The sequence below is a fragment of the Pseudomonas sp. PS01301 genome (assembly GCF_029960215.1).
GTDB classification, from domain to species: Bacteria; Pseudomonadota; Gammaproteobacteria; order Pseudomonadales; family Pseudomonadaceae; genus Aquipseudomonas; species Aquipseudomonas coleopterorum.
Genome location: NZ_JASCPM010000020.1, coordinates 1 through 16,231 on the forward strand (window position 1 = coordinate 1; position 16,231 = coordinate 16,231).

General features: G+C 52.9%; 12 protein-coding genes. 6 read left to right on the forward strand and 6 right to left on the reverse strand.

All coding sequences use genetic code 11. The features are described 5' to 3' along the window. Positions 1-434 precede the first annotated feature (434 nt). Positions 435-1,355: a DUF808 domain-containing protein gene (locus tag QMX89_RS12325; protein WP_282348398.1), complete on the forward strand. Its 921-nt coding sequence runs from the start codon at positions 435-437 to the stop codon at positions 1,353-1,355. Positions 1,356-1,687: 332 nt separating this feature from the next. Continuing rightward, positions 1,688-6,052, forward strand: a complete 4,365-nt coding sequence (locus tag QMX89_RS12330) for an ATP-binding protein (protein WP_282348399.1) — start codon at positions 1,688-1,690, stop codon at positions 6,050-6,052. A gap of 110 nt (positions 6,053-6,162) precedes the next feature. Here the strand turns inward: QMX89_RS12330 and QMX89_RS12335 are convergent, their stop codons facing one another. After that, positions 6,163-7,059 carry a hypothetical protein gene (locus tag QMX89_RS12335; RefSeq protein WP_282348400.1) on the reverse strand — a complete coding sequence of 299 codons (897 nt, stop codon included), beginning with the start codon at positions 7,057-7,059 and terminating at the stop codon, positions 6,163-6,165. 223 nt (positions 7,060-7,282) lie between these two features. Between QMX89_RS12335 and QMX89_RS12340 the strand changes: the two genes are divergently transcribed. After that, the gene (locus QMX89_RS12340) at positions 7,283-7,570 is read left to right on the forward strand and encodes a hypothetical protein (protein ID WP_282348401.1); all 288 of its coding nucleotides are present in this window, start codon (positions 7,283-7,285) and stop codon (positions 7,568-7,570) included. A gap of 175 nt (positions 7,571-7,745) precedes the next feature. Here the strand turns inward: QMX89_RS12340 and QMX89_RS12345 are convergent, their stop codons facing one another. The 3 genes from QMX89_RS12345 to QMX89_RS12355 all read right to left on the reverse strand — a co-directional run bounded on the left by QMX89_RS12345 (position 7,746) and on the right by QMX89_RS12355 (position 10,852). Continuing rightward, entirely contained in the window at positions 7,746-9,896 is a 2,151-nt protein-coding gene (locus QMX89_RS12345) for an SEC-C domain-containing protein (protein WP_282348402.1), read from the reverse strand. Positions 9,897-9,993: 97 nt separating this feature from the next. Next, positions 9,994-10,290 (reverse strand): hypothetical protein, encoded by a 297-nt coding sequence (locus QMX89_RS12350; protein ID WP_282348404.1) that lies wholly within the window; start codon positions 10,288-10,290, stop codon positions 9,994-9,996. 307 nt (positions 10,291-10,597) lie between these two features. Continuing rightward, positions 10,598-10,852 (reverse strand): hypothetical protein, encoded by a 255-nt coding sequence (locus QMX89_RS12355; protein WP_282348405.1) that lies wholly within the window; start codon positions 10,850-10,852, stop codon positions 10,598-10,600. Between the two features lie 664 nt (positions 10,853-11,516). On the opposite strand from QMX89_RS12355, the gene QMX89_RS12360 reads away from it, so the two are divergent. Together QMX89_RS12360 and QMX89_RS12365 are read left to right on the forward strand one after the other, a co-directional pair. Further along, complete coding sequence (locus tag QMX89_RS12360; protein ID WP_282348406.1) at positions 11,517-12,284, forward strand: NAD-dependent deacylase; 768 nt, start codon at positions 11,517-11,519, stop codon at positions 12,282-12,284. 296 nt (positions 12,285-12,580) lie between these two features. Continuing rightward, positions 12,581-13,588 (forward strand): metallophosphoesterase, encoded by a 1,008-nt coding sequence (locus QMX89_RS12365; RefSeq protein WP_282348407.1) that lies wholly within the window; start codon positions 12,581-12,583, stop codon positions 13,586-13,588. A gap of 282 nt (positions 13,589-13,870) precedes the next feature. Here QMX89_RS12365 and QMX89_RS12370 read toward each other — a convergent pair whose 3' ends face one another. Then, positions 13,871-14,446 (reverse strand): TIGR00730 family Rossman fold protein, encoded by a 576-nt coding sequence (locus QMX89_RS12370; RefSeq protein ID WP_282348408.1) that lies wholly within the window; start codon positions 14,444-14,446, stop codon positions 13,871-13,873. 307 nt (positions 14,447-14,753) lie between these two features. Between QMX89_RS12370 and QMX89_RS12375 the strand changes: the two genes are divergently transcribed. After that, positions 14,754-15,542 (forward strand): carbon-nitrogen hydrolase family protein, encoded by a 789-nt coding sequence (locus tag QMX89_RS12375; protein ID WP_282348410.1) that lies wholly within the window; start codon positions 14,754-14,756, stop codon positions 15,540-15,542. 368 nt (positions 15,543-15,910) lie between these two features. Here the strand turns inward: QMX89_RS12375 and QMX89_RS12380 are convergent, their stop codons facing one another. Continuing rightward, a complete protein-coding gene (locus QMX89_RS12380; RefSeq protein ID WP_282348411.1) occupies positions 15,911-16,204 on the reverse strand; it encodes a hypothetical protein in 294 nt (97 codons plus the stop codon). Between the last annotated feature and the right edge of the window lie 27 nt (positions 16,205-16,231).

A 16,231-nucleotide genomic window follows, 5' to 3' on the forward strand; every position in this document is an offset into this window, starting at 1 on the left:
GCTTTGGTGCTCCTGCTCCTGCTCCTGCTCCTGCTCCTGCTCCTGCTCCTGCTCCTGCTCCTGCTCCTGCTCCTGCTCCTGCTCCTGCCTGCTCTTGCTCTTGCTGGGAAAGGTCAAGATGTGCGCTTGACTGGGAGTGTTCTTGCCTTGGTCTTTCTGACACACCACGATCTATGGCATACCCCGCAGCCCCTTCCTCTGCCGTTAATGGCGCCACTTGAGGTCAGTTGATCGCGTGCACGCAAGGACAGCTCCCTGAGGTCACGCAACATCAGCGGTGAGTTTCTAGGCACTGCTGAACGGCATGGTGCCCCAACGGTCTAGAAAGGTGCTCTCCCTCGCCGCATGACGACAAGCCAATCCTGAGTATATGGAGGGAGGGTATTCTGGCCGTTGGCGTCGGGAAACAGAATTAACAATGGAAGGAGCCTTAGATGGCCGGCAGTAGCTTGTTCGCACTATTGGATGATATCGCCACGCTGCTGGACGACATCTCGCTCATGAGCAAAGTCGCTGCCAAGAAGTCGGCTAGCGTCCTGAGCGACGACTTGGCTGTGAATGCTGAGCAGGTTACCGGCATGAAAGCTGACCGCGAGCTCCCGGTGGTGTGGGCTGTATTCAAGGGGTCATTGCGAAACAAAGCAATCTTGGTGCCTTGTGCCTTGGTTTTGAATGCACTGTTGCCTGCGGCGGTTCACTGGCTGCTAATGGTTGGGGGCGCATATCTCTGTTATGAGGGATTTGAGGCCATCAAGGACAAGCTCACGGCTAGTCGAGACGATGGGACTGGGCAACCAAGAAAACCCAAGCCCAAGACCCCAGAAGAGCTCGCCGCTTATGAGAAACGGAAGATTTCTGGTGCGGTACGCACTGATTTCATTCTGAGCGCTGAGATCATTGTGATCACCCTGAATATCGTGACTGACGCCCCAATGCTTCAGCAGGTGTTAACACTGGCACTGATCGCGGTGGTCATGACTGTAGGTGTTTACGGCTTGGTTGCTGGAATCGTTCGCTTGGATGATGCAGGCCTCATCCTGCAAAAATCTAAAGCCACAGGTACATGGGGTTCTGTGGTGAGAACTGTGGGTGGATGGCTGCTGTCAGCTGCTCCGAAACTTATGAAGGCATTGTCCTGGATTGGGACTATTGCCATGTTTCTGGTCGGTGGCGCGTTCATCACAGAAGGCATCGTGCCTGTGCAGGACTTTGCTGAAAAGCTCGTCGCTGGAGCAGGGGCTTGGGAAACTGTGGCAACTCTATCCATTCATTGCCTAGTAGGCGTGCTTGTCGGCTTTGTTGCGGTACTCGCCGCTAAAGGCGTGGCAACCCTTTTTGGTAAAGCGTCCACGTAGGCCATGGGAGCTCAACAGGTGCACTCGCTCCCGCGTGGCCTCAGCGGGATTAGAGGGGCTTGGTGCACCACAGAGACGTTGGCAAACAACCCAGGTTTTAGCGAGAGTCAGCGCAAGGATCATCCTGGTTGCTCGGGAGACGGTACAATCTAGGCATTCTGCCAGTATGACTACCAGCTTTCGTTACGGACTGACCATGGATTACAGACGCATTAGGGGCAAGGATTCAGGACAACGCCTCGCTTTCGAAGAACTCGTTTGCCAGATTGCTCGGCGCGAACCACCAGCCGCTGATGCCGAATTCAGGCGAATAGAAGGGGCCGGGGGAGACGGTGGTTATCGAGGCCTACTGGTTGCTTAGTGACGGAAGCAAGATTGGATACCAAGCAAAATACTATCTAAAAACAGGTGAAATTGACTGGGCCAATATTGACGATTCCGTCCAACGCGCCCTGCAGTCACATCCATCTTTGACCAGGTATGTTGTGGCCTTAGCGTGTGATCTGACCGATAAGACCGGGAAGAAAAGTAGTGGTAAAAGAGGTTGGGAACACTGGGAAACGCATAAGGCGAAGTGGGCATCCTACGTTCCCCTAGGTCAGATAGTCGAATTCGTTCCCTGGACGGCCTCAGATTTAACCAGTCGACTGACTCTCCCGAGCGCCGAAGGATTAAAAAGATATTGGTTCGGTGACGTCGAGTTTTCACCAAGCTGGTTGTCAGAGAAGATTGAGTGGGCCGTAAAATCACTCGATGAAAGATACCATCCTGACGATCATGTGGAAGTCGGAGTGGAAAGATTATTCAAGATAATCTTACGCGATCAGAGCATCATCTCAGATCTTCAGGCAAAGATTGATAAAGTTTGTTCTTTAACAAAAATAGGCCGTGTTGAGTCGCTATTGGGGGATCGCAGCACCGCCTTGATGGAACGTGTCATTTCCCAAGTCGAACGGCTTAGAGGACTGCGGGATAGGATTACGTCTGATCCTTGGTTTGCTTGGCCGCTCGCGAAGTGTCTCGAATATCTTGAGATCATCTCAGACGACGTCCACTCGCTCGAACGGGTTGCGTGGGATGTTAAGGAGGAAAGGCGTAAGGAGAAAACATCTGCCGATCATTCCTTAGATCATCTGCGACATCAACTGAGTGAGCTAAGTGACGCATCTTACGTATTGAGATCATCACTCCAAGAGAGGTATCTCTCTGCAGAGCCTAGCCGAAGTTTCTTCCTCTTGGGTGAAGCCGGAATCGGAAAGTCTCACCTACTCGGCAGTATTGCTCAGCAAGCTATAGCTGATGGCAGAGTCGCCGTTCTTATACTAGGCCAGCACCTCAATAATGATAGTGTCTGGGGGCAAGTGACTAACCGTCTAGGTCTAGGTAACATGGACTCCGACGTTTTCCTTCAGGCTTTAAGTGCTGCAGCAGAGGCTACGAAAAAGCGCGGCTTGATTCTCATTGATGCGTTAAATGAGGGGGCGGGCATCACGCTTTGGCGCAAGGAACTTGCAGAATTTATCGGCAGGATCGAAAAGCATAAAAACCTTGCCGTCGTGTTCAGTTGCCGGACGGCGTATACCGAATACGTTATACCTGACACTCTCAAAGAGACAGTTCCGTCATTTTTCGTTCACGGATTTGTAACTCAAGAGGAGCAAAGTCGTGCAGCGCGTGTCTACCTCAAGAAGCGAGGGATTTCGCAACCCAATGTTCCTTGGTTGGCTGCCGAATTCGTCAATCCGCTATTTTTGAGAAGCGCCTGTGTTGCACTTGCGAAAGATAATAAAAAGTGGTTTCCCAGAGGTTTGACAGGTACGAAACAGGTTTTTTCTTTTTACCTGAGAAGTGTTGCTCGATACTTAGGTGTGGGGAGAGATGGTAGCGATGACCTCGTAAAGCCAACCAATCAAGCACTTCTTTCAATCGCCACTGAGATGGCGGCAAAGAGGCAAGACTACGTTCTGCACTCTGAAGCCATCCGGATCGTTAATGAAAAATTTCACGTTTTTCCGACTCCTCCAGGAACAACCTGGTTTGAGGTGCTCCAGAGAAATGGGTTGTTCAGGATTGATCCAGACACAGAAAGCCGAAACGTAGATCCATTCGATTCATCGGAGGACATCGTCCGCTTTAACTTCCAGAGGCTTCAGGATCATTTGATGGCTTCGGGGCTCTTGGACGGGGTTACTGACCCTGCGGGGGCATTGAAAGGCGGTTCGCTTCAGTTCATTCATAATGGAGCGCGGCTTCATGGCAAATGGGCTGGCTTGACTGAGGCACTCTCCGTACAGCTACCTGAGCGTTTCGAGATAGAGCTACTTGATGCCATGCCTGGCGCCGTGGATCAATGGGCAAACGACTACTCTGTTGGCAAGGCGTTCATCGAGAGCTTGCGTTGGCGAGCTAACGAATCCTTCAGCAACCGCACACTTGAACTGTTCGATTCTTTCCTGTCCGAAAGCGACGAGCATTTCGACATTATCCTTCAAGTGAGTGCAAGTGTAGGTCACCCGTGGAATGCGAAATTCCTGCACAACCGACTTGCTTCTCAGAGCATGCCCAAACGGGACTCTACATGGACTGCTCAGCTGAATTTCCTGCCCATGGATGAGGAGAATACCGGTCGACGATTGATCGAATGGAGTGCCTTCGAGCAAAGCAATCAAACCGACCCAGAAGTCCAGTACCTCTGCGCAATAACATTGACCTGGTTTTTCACTTGCTCTCACCGTGAGCTGCGAGACAAAGCAACAAAGGCGCTTACGTCGCTCATGATCTGGAATCCCAGCCTGTATGGGATGCTTTGCAGGGACTTCAGCAAGGTAGGCGATCTCTACGTCCTCGAGCGCCTACACACAGCCGCCTTCGGAGCATGCTGCATCGATCCAGAACAGCATCGACTGCGCACCTATTCAGAGGTCGCGTACAACGAGGTCTTCGACAGAGAGAACGTTCCGCTCTCGATTCTACTCAGGGACAGCGCCCTCGGCATTATCGAGCACGCACTGCTAAATGATCACCTGCCCAAACATGTTGATATCGTGAAAGCAATGCCGCCTTATCAGTCCAAAAACATCAGGTTGTCAGTGTCCGAAGAGGCCCTCGAAAAAGTGGCGAAGCGGGCTGGAGACTCACAGATCCAAGATTCTTGCGCAGGATGGGGAGGCGATTTTGCCAGTTATGAGATCCAGCCGAGGGTCAGCTCGTTCTTGAATGTAGCACTGGATTTGCCTGAGCCTCTGAGCGCCACACAGGTATATGAGCGGTTCGAGGATGAGGTCATTAATCACTCCGACCTACGAATCGACATCCTGAAATTGATGAACGATTTCAGGCCTAATGCCTTCCGGGATCTCAGGCTCAAGCTTTCTCAGCAAGATGTTACTGAGCGCTCAACCTATTTCACGAGAGCTGAAAACCTGCTGCTGGATGTTTTGAGCCCTGCAGAGCGGGCAAGATATAGAAAGGAGTATAAAAAACGTTTCAAACCCTCGACGGCTGGAGATGAAAGGCTACCTCACGTCGATATACAGGCGGCACAGCGTTGGGTGGCAAAACGAGCATATGGGCTGGGCTGGACAGAAAAGCTGTTTCCAGATGATCGTTCGGGTCGGTCAGACTACAGTCGCAATCGACCATTGATCGAGCGCATCGGGAAAAAATACCAGTGGCTTGCCCTAGATGAGCTTCTCTGTAGCCTTGCCGACAACAAGTGGTTATCTGAGACGAGTGAACAGGGGGCACGTCGTTATGCCAGCCCTCTAGACATCGGTACTCATCGCGACATAGATCCAACTATCCTGCTCACTGACGAGCACAGCCGGCCTGATGTACACCATCCAGTGATCGATGAGTTTCGGATCTCCATACGAGAGACTGTCGAAAACGACGTGGGGAAATGGCCATTCGAGGAAGAACCCTCCGACGGCATGGCAGACTTGGTAATCCGTACTGATTCAACCCATGCGGCGTGGGTAGTCCTACACGAACATCGCTCTGTGACAGTGAAGTACCCAGAGAAGGAAGGTGGGGAGCATGGCTCCAGGCAACAGCAGTGGCGCTTCCTGTTGCCGGTGTTGGTGAGGCAGGGGGACGAGCAACAGCTTCTCGATTACATTCGGGAAAAGCAAAAGCTGGAAGTGGACTCCTGGACAGCCCGTGATTTCACCAATGATGGCTACCTCAGAGAAGCGCCATGGCGCTCGACATGGGCTCAAGAGCAATGGTCAACCTACGACTTTTACGACTTGGGGGAAATAGAAGTCGCCTATCCCTGCTTCCGCCACTATTGGGAATCTCATTTGGATGTCTCAATGCCCGAAGGCGCGCAGGCTTTAATACCAGCGCCTTGGCTGGCCCAGAGGCTCAACCTGACGCCCCATCCTACAGATCAAGCTGTTTACGTGGATCACTCTGGAGAAACTCGCTTCATTTGCGGCAGAAGTCCCGGTAACGGCTCACACGCGTTTATCGACCAGCAGCTTTTCCAAACATTTCTGGCGGAAGACGGGCTTGCTTGTGTATGGGTTTTTGTGACGGAACGTAGCGCATGGCCGGGCGGTGATAATGAACATGCATCCCGGCGACGTTCAGAAGGCGTGGTGTGGCAAAAGCACGGCAAACTGCAGATGGTTCATTGGAGCGATGATTGGGCTAGGGGCAGCTCAGAGCGTTATGTGCCAGCAAAATCGTAACCGACCCGCTCAGTAGGGGTAGGCTGAAACTGGGCCCTCCCCCCACTAAGTCCGGCCTACCTCAAGGCTGTCAGCAACCTTTGCTAGCCCTTAAAATAAGCGGCCAATTCCTAGCGTGGTAAGTCGGCCTCTTCCATTTGCGAGAGAATTTGCTTTTTGAAGTGGCTTCGCCGTGTGGTGTCGTGCATGTATGTGTCGATGAGTCTCTCTGCGATCCGGGGAGTATTGCTCAGCACATGCTTCACTATCTCCCGCATTTCACCCAATGGCTTGCCCTGTTGGGCGAGGTACTTCTCAAGCACCCTGCGCAAATTCGCTTTAGATAATTGAGGCTGCTCAGCTACCAGCGCTTCAGGTCTAAGCCGCATGAAGGCCACCTGCCCGACGATTTTTTCTGCATGGTCGTATTCGTTGAAACTTGAAATCTCCAGAGAGCGGGAGTTTAGAACTTGGCCTCCATCGTTAATCAGCGATTCGTAGATGATCTGTGTTTCATCCTCGACTACCGAAGTGAGCACCTCGTCCTTGTAACCAAAGTAGAACCCGAAGGGTAGTTTCCCATCCTCATTTGCTGCCGTCGCGATGAACGCAAATGAGTGGCAGAATCCTGCAACCACCGTTAACTCGCCACGGGCTGCGTCCATAATCGCCCGCAGATCCTGACCATACTGTTGCCAGCAAATGAAGCCGCCACTGGGCATGGCCAAGCCTTTCTCGGCATCTCCATGGCCATCGATGAAAACCAGCGGAAGCAGCCCCACCTTGCAAGAGTCCCGGATCTTTTTCATGGCGGCAGACCAATTATCTCGATGCCTGCATTGCAGGTGATACACGCCCGATGTGTCATGGATAATGTTTTGCGCCGACAGAGCCATCAATGAGTCGCAGATCCCTTCATGGCGAGTACGAGCAGACTGCTTATCATCCTCTCCGAGGCAATCGATGAGAAAAATGGTGTTGGCGTCGGAGGCAATCTTCTGGTCGTAGTTAAGCGTTATCTCTTCCATCACAGAGGCCCTCATAGGCAGGTAGGCGCTTAGCATGGCCCACCTGCATCATGGCATCACTTCCTTACAAAATGCGATAGCAAGAAGCCACCAACCCCATGACACCGCCCCAAAGCTGAGGCACGATAGCTCGCCCAAGCACCATTGTGCTCGCTCAACAAGGCGGGCTTTGGACGCATGGATCGCTTGATCCACATCAGCTGTATACGTAAATGGAGTTCACATGGCTGGCACACTGAAACGCTCAGACCTGCAGACCGAGGTCTACACCTACACCTGGACTCGAGATGGTAATGACAAGCCGTACGCTGGCTTTGAAGATCGTAGGCAGGTTGACAAGGATGAAGGCTACGAAGTCCTTTATTTCTTGGAGCAGCTTTTGAACAAGCACGACAAGAAAAAGGTTAAAGAGCTGCATGCTGCAGAGGATGCACTTCATCACCGAGATCTAAGCGCGGTCACTGATCGGGTAGAACTCACCACCAAGGTCGAGAAAATTTTGGGCTGGTGAGTAGTGACTACCTCGTTGCTTACGGGGCGTTTTTTGGCTTGCCCCCGTTTGGGGGACGGCTGTCGTGAACCAAACCCTGGCTGCGCCAGGTTTTGGCCCTCCGGGCTTCCATCCTCAGGCCTTTGGCCCATGGGCCGGCGCGCTCCGCTTGCCTTTTGGCAGCCAGTGAGCGCTCTTACAGGCAGCACCTCTTGTATTTTGAGCCGCTTCCACAAGGACATTGGTCGTTGCGTCCGTGTCTCTTAGGAACCAATGCTCTCTCAACCATTTTCATCGCCGAACCCAGTGATGAAGGTTGCCTCATTTCCTTGGTCAAATCGTCCATTTCCCGTGATTGTTCCCACGGAAAATCAAGCGTAATCCCAAATTGAATCTCCCCCTGAAGTCCTACCGAAACTCCGAACCAATTCGCTGTTCGCTGAGCGTATTTTCGTTTAGCGCAATGGAGTTCCAAAGCCCCAACCGCTGCATCACTAGGCATCGGGTTGAAATGGAAACAGATGCCCGTACCTGGCTTAGTCATCCCAAGTACGAAATCATGTCGCTTGCCATCCATCTTTCCCATTTTGGTTAGCCCGTCAATAGCTCGATGAACCGTATTACATGACTCTCCGCTCATGGAAAGAAGCGTGAAACCCAGTTCTAGTATGGCTGGGTCGGGTCGGCGCTCTATCTGCTCAATCAATCGTTCGTAGTACGTGCCCTTCATCTTGGTCAAGATTCCTGGCGGCACGCGTTCGCCAGGAAGGCCTTCGCGCCGAACAGTCATGGCTGTATCCAGGTCTGCTGCGATAGAGTCCTCCAGCATCACGATGTTGTATTGCTCGTCGAGAAAAAGATTGCATCGCAGGTGGTACGCTAGGGCAGTAAGCTCATGCCCCATCATCAATTTCTGTGCCGACTCTAGCCGCATCCGGACGTAACTTAGGAAGCGCAGCGGCGTGTCCAGCATTTCAGCTAGAACATCTAGAAGGAAAACGTCCATCACGAAGGGCGGGCGGACGGTCTCATCAGCAGAATATTTGAGGTACTGGCTGACTTGAAAAGCCAATGCTGGGTAATGGTCGGATACCACGCAGAATGGATAGATCTCCTTAACCGTCTCTGGAATCACAACAGATTGGCCACGATCATTTTCTAAGCGGCATTTGCCGGAAAGAATGGCAGTCGCACAGTCACTCCCTTGGTCGTAGGCCTTTTGAATCGCTGCGGCAAAATCGGCCTTGATCTGTCCGTCACTACCCTTACGCGCAGCAAGGGTTAATTTTTTGGCTTTTGCCTGAACAATGATGAGTCTGTCGCCAAAGATGACCAGCACGTCCGCCTCAGCGACGATCCGCTTACCCTCGTAGAGCTTGACGTTTGTGTGCACATTCGCCTTTCCGAACACCGCTGTGAGGCGACGCCGGGAGAATTGTTCGGTGAATGCGCCTCGATTGTCGGATGCTCTTTGCCTGTAGGCTTTGTCTTGGTGCATCCAGAAGAAAGGTGACTCATACAGCGCTTCGTAGATTGCGTAATGAGAGAACAGGAGCACAGAATCCCGCCCTGTCGGCATCAGTGGGGTTGCAGCTACCTGATTAAAGTCTCCCACTCCATTAAATTGGCCATTGTCCCCACTGAACGTTAGGGCTTTGAAAACGGCTTCAACAACCGGGAGTTCCTGACTGGAGCGCGCAGCGATCTCGTGTGCAGTGAATTCGTAAAGTGCCAACGCCGATGCTGCAGGTAGCTCTCCTACCTTGGCCCGGCCACTTATTTGTGCTCCGTTGGTCGCTCTGGTGTCCATCAAAGAACACATTGCACGCGCCACTCGTAGTGCCTGTTCACTGCTAAACCCCATGACCTGAACCAACCAGTCGTCATCATGGGCGTGTTTCTCAGCAAAAAAATCTCGGTACTGGAAGCTGTAAGCTGATTCGGTGCCATAGAAAATTGGCTCCCTCATCATAGCGCCTGTCCAAAAATCACTCATGGGCATGCCCTGCCGAGCCTGAGGCATAAGCTCGCCGACCATAAGGCCAGTCATAGCCTCATGAAGCTCACTCATCAACTCATCAGTGCGCGAGACGTAGCCTCTTAGCGTGGCTTCATCAACTTCAGTTAGATCCAAAGGCTGACGCGACATCAGCCCCAAGACCGTAGTTATCTCATTGCGATTGAGCCTTTTGCGTTCGAAGAGATGCTCGATGTCAGAAGGCTTATATTCGCCTTGAAAACACACTAAGTTGTCGCGATAACAGATACCAGCTAGGGCGTGAGCGTAGCCTGGCTTGGCAGTCAGATCTGTTAGATCGTTAAAAACGTCAGCTTCGCTTCGGTGCATGGCTGATCCCTTGAGAGCTAAGGATTTGCGAATAAGACGTAAGGGAGTATCCGGGCTAGAAACCCACCGGAGTCCCTTCTGCGAGAGCAGTTAGCCGTTAGGTCGTACCTGCTCCCCACGCCCAATCACCACCAACCACAACGAATATCTCAGAGTTCAAAAGCCTTGCTCGGAAAGCGGCTTGTACGGAATTACGAATATCGTTTCGTACCGCAGCTGCGCTAGTGCCGGTGAAGAATCCCATCGTCGACGTTGTAGGAATGACCACATGCTGCCCTTCATCTGCCTTGACAACCTTCGCCAAGCCAATCCGCTGAAGATCAGCGTAGGCGTTCTCATAGTCTTTTGAAGAAGCGTTCTTCAAATCAAACGTGCAATAGACTAGATAACTCATAGTGCAAACTCCTAAAAAAACTGCGCTCGATGAAATGGGGGCCAGCCCGTACCGCAGCCGGCTCACCCAAAGCGAAAAACGTGACTTCCAGCCTCTTCCTACTGGGTGTGGCACGCCGAGGAGCATGTTCGGCAACCGTTTGATTGCCGATAGGTGTTACGAGCTTGGCGAACAGCGGTCGCACAGGTGGTGTGATATCCAAGATCGAGGCGGTTGTGGAGGGCAGGCAAATAGATGCACGAGCTGGTATGCACCTCGTGGTCACCATTGGGCTGTGCATTCCGGTTTACAAAATACTGAGCCATTTTTACTCACCCCGCTTTTTATTGGATTGAGCGAGTACCGACGCCGCGAGTGCCTTTGTGGTGGTGTTGTACTTATTGCTCTCGAGGACGTGGCTGGCTTTGGTCTCCATTTCGGCACCGGTTTGCTTGCCGGTAGACGCTTGAGCCATGGCAGACCCTGCCAATTCCTTTTGAATGGCTGAAGAACTGTCACTGCGAAGAATTTTCGAAGCCAGGCTCGCTATTGCTGACGAGGTTTGTTTGGTATTTTTAGGCACGATTAGGTGCTCCTGTATCTAGAAAACTCGATTCGGCAGGAGCGACCCTTGAGCGGAATACCAGCCTGGATGATTGACATCCAAAGTCGGTTTTCCTCTAATGCCCGTCCCACCAGTGATTGCATTGGCTCAGGGACAAGCGGATATGTGTGTTCGGCGACCAAACTTTGCACTCATATCCGCTGCATTCACTGAAGCCTCAGCGCCCCGCAAAAACACAAGATGTAGTGCTAATGTCGGGATGACCTACAAGATAATGGGGTCAAAATGACATTGCAAGCCGATGCCCTGTGGATAACTTTTGTATAATCCGTCGATTGGATCCTTTTTTCTCCTGTATGTATGCCCAGGCCCCTAGATTACGGGGTGATGCCGTTTTCGCCGGAAGCATTTAGAAACATTTTCCTTTGCATGTCTCCGTTTACCCGCCGCAAGGGCCTCGCAAGGTCTGGAGGTGCCAATCCCGTGGCGTCATTTCACACTGAGACCAGGGTTGGTTTTAGCGCCGGCTTTTCCGAGCTTATTTCTTGGCCAGCGGGCAGCATTGCAAATCCCGTTACCTGAGGATCAGGATCTACCTCTCTTTTGGCCGACAGCCATCAATCGGTGATTGACCTTCCTATGAGTGTCCGTCGAAATACATCCTCCTTGGAGGAAGATGAACATGACCATTAGTACCCTGACTCAGCAATTGCGGGAGGCTAAGCATGTTGTTGTCTTCACGGGTGCTGGGGCGTCAGCGGAAAGCGGCATCCCGACCTTTCGAGACGCCCTAACGGGATTATGGGAGCGCTTCGATCCTGCGCAGTTAGCGACTGCTGAAGCATTCCGTGCGGATCCTAGCCTCTGCTGGGGATGGTATGAGTGGCGCCGGCAGAAGGTTGGGCAGGCGCAGCCCAACGGTGCTCATGTCGCTATCACCGAACTCGCCAATTATGTGCCTAAGCTCACTGTGGTGACCCAGAACGTTGATGACCTTCATGAGCGTGCTGGCAGCCAGGATGTGATTCATTTGCATGGCAGCCTGCATACGCCTCGGTGCATTGACTGCGGGCTGGCTTATACGTTGCCTCTCACGTCCGATGCTCTGCCTGAGGATGGAAGTCGGATTGAGCCGCCGCGATGCAGTGCCTGTAGCGGGTATGTCCGCTCTGGAGTCGTTTGGTTCGGGGAGATGCTGCCTGAGGATGCTTGGAGTGCAGGGCTTGCAGCTGCAGAGGAATGCGATGTGTTCTTCTCTGTTGGCACGTCTGGGATTGTTTACCCGGCAGCTGAGCTTCCGTTACGTGCTCTAGGCAATGGAGCGACTGTTGTTCACATCAATCCTGTGCGGTTCGATATCAGCACTCAGGAGCATTTTCTCCAGGGGCCTGCGTCGACAATGATGCAATGTCTGCTTCGCGAGGCCTTCGGTGGTCTTCCCGCGTTGTAGCTCTTCGTCATCACCCTGATCAATCCTTTTTTGTGCTTGCCCCTACGGGTACGGCTGTCGTGAACCGAACCCGGCTGCGCCTGGTTTCGGCCCTCCGGGCGTCCATCCTCAAGCCTTCGGCCCATAGGCCGGCGCGCTCCGCTTGCGCTTGAAGAATATTTGACGGCGGCATGGCGAGCTTTGCGCAAGGTATGCTTATGAGCTTCGCAGCGCACTATTACCGTTAGCGTTTACTGCATGAGCGTCCGGCAATAACGCCTTTGCATCAATGGATTGCTTCCCGAATTGGAGGTCACGTGCAAACAAGCCGCAAGGTATTGAGACTGTCCCAGAACGAGCAAGGACGTGACTTCGTCATCGGTGACATTCACTTCAAGACTATCGACCTACACAAAGGACTGCGGGCGCTTGGCTTCGACAGCACTGTTGATCGCGTGATTGCAGTAGGTGATTTGATCGACCGAGGCCCAGGCGTCCTAGACGGCCTCAAGCTCTTGGGCGAGCCGTGGTTCTTTACGGTCAGGGGCAATCACGAGCAGATGCTGATCGACGCGTACCGACAAGACCCGCACGCTCGATACAGTGCCCATGGCGCAGGGTGGTGGCCCACTATCGCTGACGAATCGAAAGAAATGATTATCCGGAAGCTAGAAAGCCTTCCCACCGTGATCGAAGTCGAGTCGCCGCAAGGAATCATCGGTGTGGTGCACGCGGACGTTCCTCCGGGCATGTCCTGGCAAACCTTCGTTGATAGCCTGGATAACCCTCAGATTGAAGAAATTGCGCTCTGGGGAAGGAGCAGGATCAAAAAACACTTTCGCGACGGTGTACCTGGAGCATGGCGAGTTTGTACTGGGCACACCTGGATACCTGTGCCGCTCCGCCTAGGAAATGTCTTGGCTTTGGATTGCACAGGCGGCGGCGATGGCCCACTTGGAATCTACTGCGTGCAACACGATAGAATTTATGTAGAGGGGCGTTCGGTCTCTCTGGATCAGGCTGAGGCATTATCAGAGCAGCTTGCTGAGCTTGAGCTCAAGCTAGACAGCCTGAAGACCCTACTGAGCGGGAACAAGCTTCTCGAATCCCGGAACCTGAGCGTGGAAGCGGAAGCCTTGGCCAAGCGTGTAAACACCGGCTGGTCGAGCCTTCAGCAGGAGGCCAAAGAAGCACAGCAATTTACGAATGAATTGCATGGGCTTAGCTTGATGGCCGGGGAGCGGCGACAAGCGAAGCTCGATGAATTGAAAGCGCGACACGCGGGAACTCAAATTGCAGGTTTGCTTGAGCGGCTTTTCGGTTGATTAGTGAAGTGCCTTCCAGGTTCTGTTTAGAGAGCGATTAGCTGCTTGTATCGAGTTGCAGATACTGTTTCATAGCCGCCGCGTGGTGCCGTTAAAAAATCAATGTTTGACCTGATAGGAATGACGTCAGGCTGCAATCAATCAGCTTTAACCACCGGGCCAAGTCGATCCACTGAAAATGCACAAGCGGGCTGCTTTCTCTCAAAGACGCGCGCTTCAGATCAACCACGGAATGGGGGTGCCTGCCAGAGTCATGCAGAGTGACTTTGGCAGACGCCTATCTTACTCGCTCGTCTTGACCCACTTGGTTACGACCGGCGCTTCATAATTGCTAATCGCGGCTAGCAAGCTCTCCACCTGCTCCTCTACGATCAGCATCTCTCTGTAATTAGGCTTAACAAATGCTTGTTCGACTAGGCTATCCAGGAAGGTGGCCAAACCGTCATAGAAACCATCGACATTGAGCAAGGCGCATGGCTTGGTGTGATATCCAAGCTGAGCCCACGTCCATACCTCGAACAGCTCTTCGAGTGTTCCGATGCCTCCTGGCATAGCGATGAAGCCATCAGACAGCTCAGCCATCAATGCTTTGCGCTCGTGCATTGATCCAACTACTCGTAGATCCGTCAGCCCTTTGTGAGCAATTTCTTTTTCTTGAAGCGCTTGGGGGATGATCCCAATTACTTCGCCTCCATTTGCAAGCGCGGCATCGGCTACAGCCCCCATCAGCCCTACGGAGGCGCCGCCATAGACCAAGCCAATGCCTGCATCCGCGAGGGCTTTACCAAGGCGAGTTGCCATTTCGAGGTAGATGGCCTTGCTACCAGAACTCGATCCACATAAAACACATAGACGCACTATCACTCTCCCTTTTGCACATACAGCAGGTGGTTTTCCTAGCACCACCTACCGTTCATCGCTCGATAAACTACCACGGAGTCTGTGCTAAGGGCATGGGCGAGTCGGCCATTGAATCTTCACGCTTAGCAGCCCGTTCAGAAGCTAGTAGCCATCTACGATGACGAAGTCGTTCATGTGTACTGTCTCTGCGACCTAGGGTTTAAGATCGCGGACGCTTGAGCACGCCCAGACCGGATCAGAACTTGGGCGCACTGTAGCGTGTGAACCTAGGCCACGTTAGGATGCCCCCCTTTCGGAGATTGTCATGTCGGCACCTGTGTTTGCAGCAGCCCAATGCGCCGTTCGAGCTGGCGATATCAATTCAAACCTGATGCTGCACATGGAATTTATGCGCCATGCTCGCGAACACGGGGTGGAGCTGTTGGTCTTTCCTGAGCTGTCGCTCACAGGTTATGAGCCTGCTTTGGCTGAAGCTTTGGTGCAGGATATCGATAGCCCATTGCTCGATCCTTTGCGACAGCTTGCCCAAGAAGTCTCCATGACTACGGTAGTCGGTCTACCGTTGCGCCTGAGCTCTTTTGAAAAACCGCTGATTGCAGCGTTTGTAATTCACCAGGACGGTTCTCTTGGCGTCTATACGAAGCAGCACCTACACCTTGGTGAAGAGCAATATTTCAGTGCAGGTGGTGGGGGCGACTTGCTGCATATTGCCGACACTCGTATAGCCCTGTCGCTGTGTGCCGACTTCAGTCAGCCGGAGCATCCATCCCACGCGTCTGAACAAGGTGCCCAGCTGTACGCCGCCAGCGTCCTGATCGGTGAGACAGGCTATCCACACGACAGTGTGCTTTTGCAGAACTACGCAAGGCACCATGGAATGGCCGTGCTGATGGCGAATCACGGTGGCGAGACCGGTGGATGGAGCGCTGCTGGGCGAAGCGCGTTTTGGGATGAGCGAGGTAGATGCGTTGCGGCAACACAAGGTACAGGAAACCGGCTGCTGGTCGTTTCAAAGCGACAGAATAATTGGCACGGTTTCGAAACTTCAGTACCTGTCGTACCGGTTGCGCAGCAGAGCGCCTTGCGTCGCTAGACAGGTGGACAACCATGCGCGGTAGTGCGTCAACTTCAGTGGCCATTGAGTCGATAGCCAAGCAGATTTTTCTCCAAGGGCCTGCGTTGGTGATGATGCAGAGTCTCGTCGGACGCGCTTATGCGCAGCTCTCTTACAAGCATTAAAAAACCCGCCTAAGCGGGTTCTTTGGTATCAAAGCCAATCCAACATCCTGTCGGCTGCGTCCTGCATGGTCGATCATCCTTGACCGCTGAAGCGACTCATTCGCTTCAGTTGATGAGGCAAAAGTACCGCTTGGCTTGGGGCACGTATAGAGCCAGATTGCCAACGCTGGTGTAAGCATTTCGCCATCGCCGCATCCAGCAAGGGCTTATATCTGCAGCCCTCTATTGGAGCGTTTTAGGTTTCACTTCCTTCCGAACACGAGGCTGTCTGGTTGGATTGACCAACGACGCGTCTACCGCCCCTGCTTCTCCTTCCTGTGCTGCAACGAGTGTGACGCCTGACACTGCAACTGCGAGCCCAGGCAAATTCTCTCCCTGCTTGCCGGCTAACGAAACCGAAGTGCCCTGAGCATGAAACTGAACGGTCAAACCCCAAAAACCCTCATGAATATTTTGATCACGCAGCAAGGCTATAAGCAGATCGCGGATAGGAAAACCTCGGTCTTTGCTCGCCATCATACCTCCCTGTAAGTTGGTTCAGTC

Excerpts from the sequence above, each read along its gene's own strand:
- QMX89_RS12325 (WP_282348398.1), top strand. The coding sequence starts at position 435 with ATGGCCGGCAGTAGCTTGTTCGCACTATTGGATGATATCGCCACGCTG.
- QMX89_RS12375 (WP_282348410.1), top strand. The coding sequence starts at position 14,754 with ATGTCGGCACCTGTGTTTGCAGCAGCCCAATGCGCCGTTCGAGCTGGC.
- QMX89_RS12350 (WP_282348404.1), bottom strand. The coding sequence starts at position 10,290 with ATGAGTTATCTAGTCTATTGCACGTTTGATTTGAAGAACGCTTCTTCA.
- QMX89_RS12360 (WP_282348406.1), top strand. The coding sequence starts at position 11,517 with ATGACCATTAGTACCCTGACTCAGCAATTGCGGGAGGCTAAGCATGTT.
- QMX89_RS12345 (WP_282348402.1), bottom strand. The coding sequence starts at position 9,896 with ATGCACCGAAGCGAAGCTGACGTTTTTAACGATCTAACAGATCTGACT.
- QMX89_RS12335 (WP_282348400.1), bottom strand. The coding sequence starts at position 7,059 with ATGGAAGAGATAACGCTTAACTACGACCAGAAGATTGCCTCCGACGCC.
- QMX89_RS12340 (WP_282348401.1), top strand. The coding sequence starts at position 7,283 with ATGGCTGGCACACTGAAACGCTCAGACCTGCAGACCGAGGTCTACACC.
- QMX89_RS12380 (WP_282348411.1), bottom strand. The coding sequence starts at position 16,204 with ATGGCGAGCAAAGACCGAGGTTTTCCTATCCGCGATCTGCTTATAGCC.